This window comes from Rahnella variigena (assembly GCF_003610915.1).
In the GTDB taxonomy this organism is placed as follows: domain Bacteria; phylum Pseudomonadota; class Gammaproteobacteria; order Enterobacterales; family Enterobacteriaceae; genus Rahnella; species Rahnella variigena.
Window position 1 is genome coordinate 2,931,836 of sequence record NZ_NSDJ01000001.1, and the last position, 13,267, is coordinate 2,945,102.

A 13,267-nucleotide genomic window follows, 5' to 3' on the forward strand; every position below is an offset into this window, starting at 1 on the left:
TGAATTTTTACCAGCCAACACTCACGCCAGCGCCGTAACCGAAGTTACTTTGTGAATCGTCTGAAACTGACATTTTCACGATGGTAGCGCGGCTTGCATGGAATGATGCACCGACGGAAATTGCATTCTGTGAATCGTAGCCACCGACACCGGCACCGACCGCGAATTGCTGAGATTCCTGCACCTGAGGAATGTTGGCCTGTGCCATGGCAGAAGCAGAACCTGCGGCGGCTTCTTTCTTATTGCCATCAACCTCAGATTTCAGGTCGTTGAATTTCTTGTTGGTATAGTCATTTGCCTGCCCCAGGGTTTGTGCATCTGCCACCGCTCGGCTGTGAGATTCAGCTAAGATTTCGCCTTGCTGTTCCTGCTGTGTTTGTGCCAGGGTTTGGATCTGCTCCCCGTAATACACGCTCTCGATTTTTTGTTGCTTAGCGGCCATTGCAGACTTCTTCTCTGCTGCTTGCTGTTGTTGAGCAACTTTCTGTTGTGTGGCATGAGCCGATGCATCGATCTCAGCCTGGGTCTTGGCCTGCACCATGCGCTGGTATTTATCACTCTGAACCATCTGTAACTGCTTAGCCGCACCTTCCGCTGTGTCTTGTGCTGTTTTTGCATCATTAGCAGCTTGTTCAGCCGTCCCCTTTACATCACTTAAAGCAGATTTATTTTGATCGATTTCGTCCTGTTCGACGTGAGAAGCAGCCAAGGTGGCGGCAGCATTCATGCGTGAATAGTGATCTTGAGTGAGGTCTCTGCCATTTTGACCCGCAGCGCCGGTATCGCCTTTAGCACCATCTTTACCATCTTTGCCGTCAGCACCTTTCGCTCCATCTGCACCTACTGGACCTGTTTGACCATTAGTGCCATCTACGGCAGCTACCGGAGAAATATGCTGTTGAGCAGTACGATCTCTGTTTGCCTGCTGCATTGCAGCGCCATCGATCTGAGCTTGCAGGTTATTATCGCTCACCAGACGTGCGGAAGTTTCTTTATCAATCTGCTGGCGGGCGTAATTAACGCCCATTGAAGCGGCTTTGATATCGTTATCCTGCTTGCCATCGATGCCTTGCTGGTCATCTTTATTCTGGTCAATCTTTGCGTCTAATACCGCTTCATTGTCCATTGCATTTTTATGCGCAGCATCAGCGCGACCTAGAGCAAAAGCCGCTGCTGAATTCGCCTGTTCTGTTTTCAGATCCTGACCTTCATCACGTGTTGTTTGTGCTGTTTTGATGCTGTTGATCTTCACGTCTTGTAACTGGTCGTACCCTGAGCGGGAGGCTAATTTTTCGGCAAGTGATGTTGTTTTGGCTGGTGTATTTAGAACAGGTGGTTCATCAGTCAGCTGACTATCAGTATGGGTGGATTGCGCATCTGATGGAGTGACAACTGGCTCAACCGGGGCAATGGGAGCGAGTGGGGTTTGTGGTTTTTGAGCATCATCCTGAGTCGGTTTGATTGGCAAGACCTGTACAACTCTGTCTCCATTGTCATAACCGGTGTAATAGCTATTTCCTTTCAGAGCATCATTAGCCTGTTGCAGCGTATCAGACTCATAAACTCTTGTGATCAATTCTGGTTTGAACTGTGCAATTTCAGGATTGGTTGAAAAATAGTTATCTGCTGCTGCTTTATCAGCCCCTGATAAAGCAGCTTCTGCATTATTTGGTGCAACAGCCGTACCTATAACTACACCAGCCAGCGCAGCAGACGTTAATACACGCCGGATTGTCGAGAGCGAAACACCGAAAATATTAGCAAGTTCGGTTTTGCTGGTTTGCCCTGCTGCGAAAACTGAAATTATTTGAGTGTTACGACTGCTTGAAGAATTCATCTGTTTTTTCCGGCCATAAAATAAGTATCTGTTAGCGACAAATAAGAAGCGTTATCAGAACGCTATTTTTGTCTCCTTACCAAAATCATACATGCGGTGAATGTGACTTGCTTCACGCATTCACCTAACGTTTGACTTATGTCAAGAAACGTAAAGTTATAGCGCTACATGAATTTGTTTCACTTAGCGCGCTTATTTGTCGCTAGTGGACACGAAATGGCGTATCTGGAATGTAAAAACCTAAGAATTTTCGTAGCGAATAGCGACAGGATGAATTCTCTACGGGATTCTTGTACAATATGCAGGGTTAAAGAAATTGGAGATAAGTGAATGGCAGATAACGCAAATGAGTTCCTGGACTATGTCCGGAGGCTGGATATTGATCAGCCCGCGTTGTGTATCCTGTTGGGACTGCCGCGCAGCACGTTAAATAAGTGGATCAACGGCACGGTGACGCAAATCCCACAAGTGGCCGTTACTGCTGTCAGAATGCTTTGGTTCATGCGCAACAGTGATGAAGCATTATTTGAAAAGTGGGCGATAGTGCAGGATTTTGGTGTGACTGCCGACTATGCCGTCAATGACAGAGTGCAGGAATTTTTGCATACGATTAAACGTGAACCCAGCCCGGCGATCAAAAAGCTATTGAACAAATAACGCAGCAGGCAGGATGTTTTGCCGCAGCTGAAGGGCGATAAAAAAGGCGATTAACCTTTCGGGTAATCGCCTTTTTTATCAGAAGAGCAGGGTGACTTATTCAGACAACAACTTCAGACAACAACGTCGAAAATCATCTTCACCGGTCCGATATTGGTAAAGTTCGCCACATCCGCAACGAAATCTGCAGCATTATCTTTCATGCCTTTCTCGAAGTCTTCCATTGAGTGGCAATAGATATGGCAGGCAGCAATGAATGGGGTCTCTGCCGGTGCGCCCTCGGGCATTTTGTCGATGGCATAAGAATGGCAATACTCGCCCATGCGGCGTTTGATCAGCGGTAAATGCACATCGCGGTAATAATCATGGTCGAAGGTTCCGCCTTTAATGTTCGGGTAAAGCACGCTGTATTTGATCACGTCGTTTCTCGTCTTGTTTACGGATAAAAATCAATTTTAGCGTACCGGTCACGGTCGCGCCTCGCCATTTGTGCCCGATGATATTTATCTGAAAAATCATTCATCTGCTCATATGTACTATGCTTAATAGATTGATATTTAGTATGGAATACGCATGGGATTTTTAGGTTGGACAGCGGCAGTCGGAGGACTGCTATTGATCATGTCACTGGCGTCGGGGTGGATTTCCCGCGGCCCGGTGACGACTTTTGGTTTATATCTGGCGGCGGGAATTGTCTGTGGCCCCTGGGTTCTGGATTTACTGCATATCGATCTGGTGGCCTATTCCACGCTCACCGCTCATTTCACTGAAATCGCCATGGCGGCGTCTCTGTTTATTACCGGGCTCAAACTGAGGTTACCTTTTCGCGCGCAAAGCTGGCGCGTAGGCGTGTTGCTGGCGTTTCCGGCTATGCTGCTTACTGTTTTGTGTGTCGCAGGGATTGCGCATTACATCACCGGTATTTCCTGGCCGCTGGCACTGGCGCTGGGTGCTATTATCGCGCCAACGGATCCGGTGCTCGCCAGCATGATTGCGGTGAATGATGCTAACGATGACGATGGTTTACGCGTTGCGCTTTCCAGCGAAGCAGGCATGAATGATGGCTCCGCACTGCCGATCCTGATGCTGGCGCTGATGCTGTTTACCGCGAATGAAGGACTGTCTTCGCAGGCCATCTGGCACTGGGCGTGGCGTGATGTTGTCTGGGCATTACTGGGCGGGCTGGCGATTGGTTATGCAATGGGTAAGCTGGTCGGGCTGAGTGCCACGCGTTTTCACAGCCGTCAGCGAACGGTCGCACCCAGTGATTTTCTGGCACTGTCGCTGATCGCACTAAGTTACGCCGCTGCGCAGAGTCTGGATGCTTCCGGTTTTCTCGCCGCCTTTGCCGCCGGTGTCGGGCTTCGCAGCGCAGAAGTGCGCGTTGTTTCCCTGCATCCGCCAGACGATGTGGAAGAAGGCTCGCGGCCGCCACCGGCGGAAGTGATGGTCAATCCGCATCAGCGCCACTCCATGCAGGCCGAAATGCCGCGCAATTCTATCGGGCTGATGGTCGGTGATGCACTCTCTTTTGGCGATACGATTGAACGTATCTTTGCGGCGGGTATCGTCATGGTGCTCGGTATCACGCTGGCCGAGCACTGGGAACCGATGGGTCTGCTGATTGCTGCGTTGCTGTTTATCGTGATCCGGCCGCTGGCGGTGTATATCACCACGCTTGGCGTGCATGTGCCGAAGGGACGGCGGCTGATGATTGGCTGGTTTGGTATTCGTGGTATCGGCAGTATGAACTACATCGCTTACGCCTGGACGCACGGTTTACACGGGGCAGAGGCCAACTATATGACCAATATTGCCTTTACCGTCATTGTGACCAGCGTAGTCATTCACGGGCTGACCGTTTCACCGGTGCTGAGCTGGCGTAAAGCGAGACAGGAGGCCGCAAGGGAAGAACGTGAAGCGCGGGAAAAAGAGCAGGAAAAAGAGCAGGAAAAAGAGGCTTAAAAAAACGGACGCTCAGGGCGTCCGTTTTTCTTTCTGATGTGGCGGTCAGGCAATCTGTTTTTTGCTGAGACTGAGCATAAACAGCGCGGCGGCACAGAGCACGACAGAAGGGCCTGCCGGCGTATCGTAAAATGCTGAAAATGTCAGGCCGCCGGTAACGGCAATAATGCCAATTGCAACTGCCACCATTGCCATCTGTTCGGGCGTTTTAGCAAAACGGCGTGCCGTTGCCGCAGGGATAATCAGCAGAGAGGTAATGATCAGCGCACCGACGAATTTCATCGCCAGACCAATCGTCAGCGCGGTCACCAGCATCAGAACAACCCTGGAACGCTGCAGATTCACGCCATCTACATGGGCCAGTTCAGGGCTGATGGTCATCGACAGCAAGGCGCGCCATTGCCAGCACAGCACGGCAATCACTACCGTAACACCGATGCCAATCATCCAGATGTCGCTGTAAGTCACAGACAGCAAATCACCGAACAGATACGCCATCAGATCAACACGAACACCTGACATCAGGCTCACCACAACCAGCCCGAGCGACAGGGCGCTGTGCGCCATAATCCCCAGCAGCGTATCGACGGCGAGATGCGGTTTACGCTCCAGCGCCACCAGCAATACGGCAAGTAATAAGGTGACGGCGATAACAGTATAAAAAGGATTGATATTGAGCAGCAAACCGAACGCAACGCCCAGCAGTGAGGCGTGTGCCAGCGTATCGCCGAAATATGACATCCGTCGCCAGACCACAAATGAACCCAGCGGTCCCGCAGCAATAGCCAGCAAAACACCGGCCAGCCAGCCCGGTAATAACAGCGCAATCATGCGTCACGACCTCCGGTATTACGCAAAATAATCTTTCCCTTTAAATCATGACGATGATTGTGGTTGTGACGGTAAATTGCCAGTTGCTCTGCACCACGGTTGCCGAACATCGCAATAAATTCGGGGTGCGTCGACACCACTTCAGGTGAACCGGAACAGCAGATATGTTGATTCAGGCACAGCACTTCATCGGTTTTCGCCATCACCAGATGCAAATCATGCGACACCATCAGTACCGCACAACCCAGCTCGCAGCGCAGGCTGTCGATCAGATTGTAAAGCGCCAGTTGTCCGTTGACGTCAACACCCTGCGTGGGTTCATCCAGTACAAGTAACTGCGGGCTGTTCATTAATGCCCGCGCTAAAAGGACACGCTGGTTTTCGCCACCCGATAACTTTTGCATCGGTTGATCCAGCAGATGCGCGGCCTGAACGCGTTTTAGCGCAGGCAGAATATCGCTTTTCTTCACGCCAGGTTTGAGACGCATAAAGCGACTGACGGTGAGCGGCATGGTCGGATCAAGGTGAATTTTTTGCGGAACGTAGCCGATACGCAAGCCCGGTTCGCGGGTCATGACGCCTTCAGTGGGCGCAATCAGGCCAAGCACTACACGGACTAATGTGGATTTCCCCGCCCCATTCGGGCCGAGAAGGGTCAGGATTTTCCCCGGTTGAAGGCTCAGCGAGATGTTAGACAGCACGCGTCGGGAACCGAAAGTCACTGATATATTTTGGAGCGTAGCTAATGTGGGCATGTCATAGGGTCTTGCAGAACAAATCGGATGTTATAATATTGCGTTTCGCGAAAAATAACCAGTTTCCCCCACACGAAGATGAGTTCACTCAGCATGATACAGAAAAAAAGCGTTAAACGGATGTTTCTGGCAGCCGCAATATTGACTTCAGGTGCGGTTTTCAGCGCGCAGGCCGACGTAGTGGCCTCCGTACGCCCGCTGGGATTCATTGCATCAGCGATTGCCGACGGCGTCATGCCAACAGAGGTCTTGCTGCCTGACGGCGCATCACCGCATGATTTTGCCCTGCGTCCTTCCGATATTGCACGCCTGCGCAGCGCCGATCTTGTGGTATGGGTTGGGCCCGAAATGGAAGCCTTCATGACCAAATCCGCCGCACAGTTACCGCCAAACCGTCAGGTAGAAATTGCGACATTACCGGCCGTCAAACCGTTGCTGATGAAAGGCGGTGAGGATGAGCATGACCACGATCATGCCCATGAGAACGACGGGGATGAGCACCATCACGGTGAGTACAATATGCATGTCTGGTTATCACCTGAAATCGCCCGTGAAGCCGCAATTGTGATCCATGACAAACTTGTGGAGCTAGTTCCGCAGAAAAAGCAACAATTAGATGCAAATTTGGCACGTTTTGAAGATGGGTTGACAAAAACTGACAAAAATATTGGTACTATGCTGCAGCCTGTGCAGGGTAAGGGATATTTTGTTTTTCACGACGCTTATGGCTACTTTGAAAAACACTTCGGCCTCTCGCCACTTGGTCACTTTACGATCAACCCTGAAATTCAACCCGGCGCACAGCGATTACATCTCATTCGAACACAGTTGGTTGAGCAAAAAGCGACCTGCATTTTTGCTGAGCCACAATTCAGGCCGGCCGTCATAACGGCTGTTGCCCAGGGAACAAAAGTGCGTATGGGCACATTGGATCCGCTGGGGAGCGGCATTGAACTGGATGCGGACAGCTATGTGAACTTTTTGTCACAGCTGGCGAACCAGTACCTGAGCTGCCTGAAGTAAGCTAAAAGGACAGAATTTAAGTGCAGCTGATAGCCCGATCTATCGCTCTGGCGTATAGCAACCTTCCACGGCCCCACCGCATTATGCTGGGGTCTCTTACCGTCGTCACACTGGCTGTGGCCGTATGGAAACCGTTAGCTTACCACCCGGACAATGACCTTTCTGATACCAGACCGCTGGTTAAAAATATCACCCTCGATAATCAGCAATTACGTTCTTTGCTTCCCGAAGCCAGCGAACCTATCGATCAGACCCCACCGGCTGACGATGACATCCCGCAGGATGATCTTGACGACAAAACGGCCAATGAAGCGGGCGTCCATGAATATGTGGTTTCGACCGGCGATACCCTCAGCAGCATTCTGAATCAGTACGGCATTGATATGTCAGAAATTGCCGCGCTGTCTGACGCCAACCGTGATTTACGTAATTTGAAAGTCGGTCAGCAGATTTCCTGGACACTGAATGATGCCGGGGATTTACAGCGTCTGACCTGGGAAAAATCGCGCCGCGAAACCTATACCTTTGACCGTTCCGGCAGCACCTTCAAAGCTTCTCTGGAAACCCTGAAAGGGGAATGGAAAGACACGGTGATTAAGGGTTCGCTGAACGGGAGTTTTGTCACCAGCGCCAGAGCCGCAGGGCTAAGCAGCGGTGAAGTCAGTGCTGTTATCAAAGCGCTGCAATGGCAACTCGATTTCCGTAAGTTACAGAAAGGCGATGATTTTGCGGTTCTGATGTCCCACGAAGTGCTGGATGGCAAAAACGAACAAAGCGAATTACAGGCCGTGCGTATGCGCACTGGCGGTAAAGATTATTACGCAGTTCGCGCGGAAGACGGTAAGTTTTACGACCGCTCAGGCAGCGGGCTGGCTAAAGGTTTCCTGCGTTTCCCTACCGGTAAACAATATCGCGTTTCTTCCAACTTTAATCCGCGTCGTCTGAACCCGGTTACCGGCCGCATTGCGCCGCACCGTGGCGTCGATTTCGCAGTACCTGTCGGCACGCCGGTTCTGGCTGTCGGTGACGGCGAAGTGGTGGTTGCCAAGAATGGCGGGGCGGCAGGTAACTATGTGGCGATCCGCCACGGTCGTCAGTACATGACCCGTTATATGCACCTGCGCAAAATTCTGGTCAAACCAGGTCAGAAAATTAAACGCGGTGACCGCATCGCCCTTTCCGGCAACACCGGTCGTTCCACCGGCCCGCATCTGCATTTTGAAATGTGGATCAACCAGCTGGCCGTGAATCCGCTGACCGCGAAATTGCCACGTACCGAAGGGCTGACCGGTAAAGACCGTGCGACTTATCTGGCCACCGTTCGTCAGGTTGTTCCTCAACTGAAGCTGGACTGACCGCTTAGGTTTTAATGATTAGCTGCCGTGATTTATTGCAAAATAACTCACGGCACTTATCATTAAGCCAGAATTTGATATAAGAGCCTGAGCATGCAGCCAGAAAAAGAAAAACGATCTTCCGTAGAATTTATTCCGCAATTTCAGAAAGCCTTCTACCATCCGCGTTACTGGGGCGTCTGGCTGGGCGTCGGTGCGATGGCTACTATGGCCTGTTTACCCGCGAAAGTCCGTGATCCGGTGTTAGGCAGTCTGGGGCGTCTGGCAGGTAAGTTTGCCAAAGGCGCCCGACGTCGTGCTCAAATCAATCTGTTGTATTGCCTGCCTGAAACTCCGGAAGCTGAACGCGAACACATCATTGATGAAATGTTTGCCACCGCGCCGCAGGCGATGGTGATGATGGCTGAACTGGCAATCCGTAATCCGGAAAACGTCATGCAGCGCGTACACTGGCATGGCAAAGAAATTATCGATGAGATGAAGGCGAAGGGGCAGAACGTGATTTTTCTGGTGCCGCATGGGTGGGCTGTAGATATTCCTGCGATGCTGATGGCCGCTGGCGGTCAGCCGATGGCCGCGATGTTCCACAACCAGAAAAACCCGCTGACCGATTATCTGTGGAACACCGTACGTCGTCGTTTTGGTGGTCGTATGCACGCACGTAATGACGGCATTAAACCGTTCATCAGTTCTGTGCGTCAGGGGTACTGGGGCTATTATCTGCCGGATCAGGATCACGGTGCGGAACACAGCGAGTTCGTGGACTTCTTCGCGACCTACAAGGCGACATTGCCTGCAGTGGGGCGTCTGATGAAAGTCTGCCGCGCCGCCATTGTCCCGTTATTCCCGGTGTATAACGGTCGTGAACAGCGTCTGGATATTTACGTCCGACCGCCGATGGACGATCTGGCCACTGCGGATGATAACTACATTGCGCGACGCATGAACGAGGAAGTGGAAATTCTGGTTGGCCCGAATCCGGAACAGTACACCTGGATCCTCAAACTGCTTAAAACCCGCAAGCCGGGTGAGCCTGAGCCGTATTCGCGTAAAGAGCTGTATCCGAAGAAATGACCGTCTGGATTTGAAAATAAGCTGAGGCTCACACCTCAGCTTTTTTTTATGCTTTTTTCGATGAGTGCTTTAAAAATGCCGCAATCAACATTGTGCCAGCCACGCCAGCGATAAGGCCTGCGAGCATGAAAATGCCGTTACCCAATGCAAAATACAGCTGTTTAGCGATTTCAATTCCGGCTGTAAACACCACGATAGTCATCAGCCCTAGTGCCGCCGCAACGGTGCCTTTTCCTGTCAGACTGGAAAATAGTGTCAGGCGATACAGACCCGCATTCACCAGTCCGGTACCCAGCGCGTAAAGACTCAGCCCGGCAGTCATCCAGAACCAGGCATGCGCCATAAACAATGCCGCGAACGCACTGACCGACAAACCGAGAATTATCGGTACAATCCCGAGCCAGACCGGTGTGCGGATATTCACTTTGCCGCTGATTCTGCTCAGGGTGATATTGCCAATAATCAGGCCGGTGAATACCGGAACCTGCAACCAGCCATATTGTAATGGCGTCATACCTGCGTCCTGGATAAGCAAAACAGGCGACTGTGCGACCCATGCCAGCAACGGCAGGGTGATCAATCCGATGGCGAGTGAGCCCATCACCACGCCTTTATTGGAGAACACTTCACGGTAATCGGCCAGCAGTCTGCGCATTGAAAAGCGGCCATCACGACCGGAAGCGGTTTCCGGCATACTGCGCCACAAGCCCCAGAACGCCAGAGCGGAGATGATGGAAAACAGCGCAAACATGGCTTTCCACGGTGCATAATGAATGAACGCCGCACCCGCCAGTGGCCCGAGCAGCGGGGCGATCAGCGTGATGTTCGCCATCAGTGCCATCAGTTTGACACTCAGCGTTTCGCTGAACGCTTCCTGGATCGCGGCGTAACCAACGGCACCGATAAAGCACAGGCTCATCCCTTGCAAAAACCGCATCAGAATAAACTGCCCGATGCTTTGGGTGAAAACGGTCAGCAGGCAGGTAACGGTGAAAAAGGCCACGCCCGCGAGTAATACCGGCCTGCGTCCGAGGCGGTCGGAAAGCGGACCCAGCAGCCATTGCAGCAGAATTCCGCCACACAGATACGCGGTCAGTGAGGTGGATACCCAGTCGGCGCTGGCGCTGAAATCACTGATTACCTGCAACATGCCTGGCTGGATCATATCGTGGGCGATATAGGTGGCGAACTCGAAAAGCACCAGCGACAGCGGGAACAGCCACTGGCGGGAATTCAGCCGTGAGGCGGGTTCAGAAACGGACGACATAACATTCACTCTCCGGTACTCAAAATCAAAAAAGCGCGGCCTGTAAAAGCCGCGCAACTATTTGTCGCATTAAAATTTCATCACATTAAAGCTTCATCACTTTAAAGTGTTGCTCAGTAGCGGTTAGCGTACGCCGCAATCGGGTTTTCCAGCGTACCGGCGAATTTCAGATTCTGCGCCGGATCTGACAGGTTGATCATCTGCTGGTTATTCGCCAGTTGCAGACGGTTCAGGCACGAGTGCGTGAACTCGGCGTCAAACATGTCATAGCGCGCAAATTTCCCGGCCAGTTCCGGATACTGAATCTGGTAATCACGCACCACTTCCGCCACCACCTGCCAGAACTGACCGGCCGGATAATTGCCGTTCTCTTCCAGAATACGGGCGATGAAGCGGAATACGCCGGCAAAGACGTCGGTGAAGATCGACAAAATTTTCAGGTCTTCCGGCACATCGACGGCCAGACGTTTGGCTTTCTCCGGCAGGTTAGCTTCGGGATTCATTACCGCAATTTCTTCGGCGATATCCTTCATGAAAGCATTCACCGGAATATTGTTTTCAAAACGCAGGATCAGGTTTTCGCCGTGCGGCATGAACACCAGATCGTACTGATAGAAACAGTGCAGCAGCGGGCTGAGGTAGGCGTGCATATAGCGTTTCAGCCAGTCACCGGTCGCCAGGCCGGAGGATTTGATCATCTCGACAATCAGCGCATCGCCATGTTTGTCGGTGTGAAGCAGGGCGGCCATGGTCATCAGTCGCTGATTCGGCTTTAACTGCGCAACCGGATTTTCACGCCACAAGGCGGCAAACATTTTCTTGTACGCGCTGTCGCCTTTAATCGCTTCTTCGAAGTAATGATTGTGATAACCAATAGAAGCGACTTCCTGCAAAATGCTGAAACCGGTGGATTGCAGATAGGAATCGTTTTCCACCAGTTCCGCCAGCCATTCGTTTATGCCCGGCGTGGTCGCCATGTAATACGGCGACAGCCCGCGCATAAAGCCCATATTCAGAATCGACAGAGCGGTTTTGACGTATCGCGCTTTGGGACGACTGGCGTTATAGAAGGTGCGGATTGACTGCTGTGCCAGATATTCATCATTGCCTTCACCGAGATAAATCAGGAACTGACGGGCAATATCCGGGGCGAAAACGGTCAGCAATTTATTCTGCCACTGCCACGGATGAACAGGCATGAAATAGTAATTTTTCGGATCCACGCCCATATCGACCAGCTTCTGCGTGAAGGTACAAATCTGCGCGTCGCCCAGTTCCTCGGCGATCAGTTTTTCATACGGCAAACCTTCAACACTGGCGAAATGTGCTTTGTCATGGTGAACCGCTACCCAGACCAGTTGCAGCGGATTGGCTGCTTCCGGCGCGTAACGCACATAATCACCGGCATCAAAACCGATGCGACCGTTGTTGGCGATGAAGCTCGGATGGCCTTCGGTCATGCTGGTTTCAACGGTCTGGAAATCGGCTTCTGACAGCTGTTTTGCCGTCGTGTGGTTATTCACCAGTTTGTAGGCGCTGCTGTAAAGCGTACTGCTGATTTCTTCCAGATAGGTCGGCAGCATGGCTTGAGAAATGCCGATTTGTTCAGCGAATTCAATGATGAATTTCACGGCATCCAGCGGCTGCGGACTGAGATTATCCAGGCGCTGAATGCTGTCGAGATCAATCATCCAGTCATTTAACGGCAACTGGCGCGCGCGGAAACGGTATTCGATTTCCGAGGCCGGTACTGCCAGCTGATAGTCCGTCCAGGTGCCGGTAGTTTCCAATGCCTGCGGGGCGAGCAGGCGCTCGTGCGTGAGTTCGGACAAACATTTGCGCAGCAGCAGGGCATTGGCTTTTGCCCAGACTTCAGGTTGCAGATGCTGGCCTGTTTGCATAGTGGATGGCGTCATACTGTTTTTTTCCTTCTTGCTGGCCTGAATAAAATCTTCACGCTGGCAAAATGCCAGCCATGCCGTTTTGTGTGTCAGCTGAACTTGTTTCTGATAACGGAAACCGGCGCGCTTGTTCAGCTTGTGAATTTTCTCGTTGCGCACATCGGGTTCGACCACCACGCGTTTTACGTCCGGCTGGCTGAACAGGTATTCCATGACTGCGGAAAATACCTGCCAGCTGAAACCCGCGACAGGTTTGTCAGCGGGAGAAAGCAGGATATGCATGCCCATATCGCCGGGCTGAACGTCGTAATGTTCACGCAGCGGATCGTCCTGAACCGGATAGCATTCAATCAGGAACTGCGGCTGGCCGTCGATTTCACCCATCAGCGCGGCTCGTGGGTTTCCCGCTGTCAGGTCGCGGTAAAACGCATCCACTTCGGCGACGGTACTGTTTTGCATCCCCCAAAAATGCGCGTAGGGCTGAATCATCCAGCCATGCAAAATGGCGGCATCTTTTTCCAGCGCAAGAGGGCGAAAGGACAGTTTTCCTGCGGCACGCTGGCAGGAAAATACGGAACTGGGAATAGCATCAGTCATCGGTA

The 13,267-nt window shown here is 51.9% G+C and carries 11 protein-coding genes; 5 read left to right on the forward strand and 6 right to left on the reverse strand.

Translation table 11 applies throughout. The features are described 5' to 3' along the window. Nucleotides 1-7: 7 nt before the first annotated feature. The gene (locus CKQ54_RS26000; protein ID WP_279630512.1) at nucleotides 8-1,837 is read right to left on the reverse strand and encodes a YadA-like family protein; all 1,830 of its coding nucleotides are present in this window, start codon (nucleotides 1,835-1,837) and stop codon (nucleotides 8-10) included. Nucleotides 1,838-2,167: 330 nt separating this feature from the next. On the opposite strand from CKQ54_RS26000, the gene CKQ54_RS13665 reads away from it, so the two are divergent. Continuing rightward, entirely contained in the window at nucleotides 2,168-2,494 is a 327-nt protein-coding gene (locus CKQ54_RS13665) for a hypothetical protein (protein ID WP_112289999.1), read from the forward strand. Nucleotides 2,495-2,607: 113 nt separating this feature from the next. On the opposite strand, the gene CKQ54_RS13670 is transcribed toward CKQ54_RS13665, so the two are convergent. After that, nucleotides 2,608-2,913, reverse strand: a complete 306-nt coding sequence (locus tag CKQ54_RS13670; protein WP_120162826.1) for an EthD family reductase — start codon at nucleotides 2,911-2,913, stop codon at nucleotides 2,608-2,610. Between the two features lie 154 nt (nucleotides 2,914-3,067). Between CKQ54_RS13670 and CKQ54_RS13675 the strand changes: the two genes are divergently transcribed. Next, complete coding sequence (locus CKQ54_RS13675; RefSeq protein WP_120162827.1) at nucleotides 3,068-4,459, forward strand: cation:proton antiporter; 1,392 nt, start codon at nucleotides 3,068-3,070, stop codon at nucleotides 4,457-4,459. Nucleotides 4,460-4,504: 45 nt separating this feature from the next. On the opposite strand, the gene znuB is transcribed toward CKQ54_RS13675, so the two are convergent. Next, nucleotides 4,505-5,290, reverse strand: a complete 786-nt coding sequence (gene znuB, locus CKQ54_RS13680) for a zinc ABC transporter permease subunit ZnuB (protein WP_112290003.1) — start codon at nucleotides 5,288-5,290, stop codon at nucleotides 4,505-4,507. Continuing rightward, nucleotides 5,287-6,045: a zinc ABC transporter ATP-binding protein ZnuC gene (gene znuC / locus CKQ54_RS13685; protein WP_120162828.1), complete on the reverse strand. Its 759-nt coding sequence runs from the start codon at nucleotides 6,043-6,045 to the stop codon at nucleotides 5,287-5,289. Before znuC ends, znuB begins: the two co-directional genes overlap by 4 nt. A 93-nt stretch (nucleotides 6,046-6,138) precedes the next feature. Here znuC and znuA point away from each other — a divergent pair, with 93 nt between their 5' ends. The 3 genes from znuA (at nucleotide 6,139) to lpxM (ending at nucleotide 9,497) form a co-directional block, all read left to right on the forward strand. Continuing rightward, nucleotides 6,139-7,068 (forward strand): zinc ABC transporter substrate-binding protein ZnuA, encoded by a 930-nt coding sequence (znuA, locus tag CKQ54_RS13690; RefSeq protein ID WP_120162889.1) that lies wholly within the window; start codon nucleotides 6,139-6,141, stop codon nucleotides 7,066-7,068. A 20-nt stretch (nucleotides 7,069-7,088) separates the two neighbouring features. After that, nucleotides 7,089-8,423, forward strand: coding sequence for a murein DD-endopeptidase MepM (gene mepM, locus CKQ54_RS13695; RefSeq protein WP_120162829.1), 1,335 nt, complete (start codon nucleotides 7,089-7,091; stop codon nucleotides 8,421-8,423). Nucleotides 8,424-8,516: 93 nt separating this feature from the next. Next, nucleotides 8,517-9,497 carry a lauroyl-Kdo(2)-lipid IV(A) myristoyltransferase gene (lpxM, locus tag CKQ54_RS13700; RefSeq protein ID WP_120162830.1) on the forward strand — a complete coding sequence of 327 codons (981 nt, stop codon included), beginning with the start codon at nucleotides 8,517-8,519 and terminating at the stop codon, nucleotides 9,495-9,497. 46 nt (nucleotides 9,498-9,543) lie between these two features. Here the strand turns inward: lpxM and CKQ54_RS13705 are convergent, their stop codons facing one another. After that, a complete protein-coding gene (locus tag CKQ54_RS13705; protein ID WP_120162831.1) occupies nucleotides 9,544-10,764 on the reverse strand; it encodes an MFS transporter in 1,221 nt (406 codons plus the stop codon). A 113-nt stretch (nucleotides 10,765-10,877) separates the two neighbouring features. After that, nucleotides 10,878-13,262 carry a GNAT family N-acetyltransferase gene (locus CKQ54_RS13710; RefSeq protein WP_120162832.1) on the reverse strand — a complete coding sequence of 795 codons (2,385 nt, stop codon included), beginning with the start codon at nucleotides 13,260-13,262 and terminating at the stop codon, nucleotides 10,878-10,880. Nucleotides 13,263-13,267 lie beyond the last annotated feature (5 nt).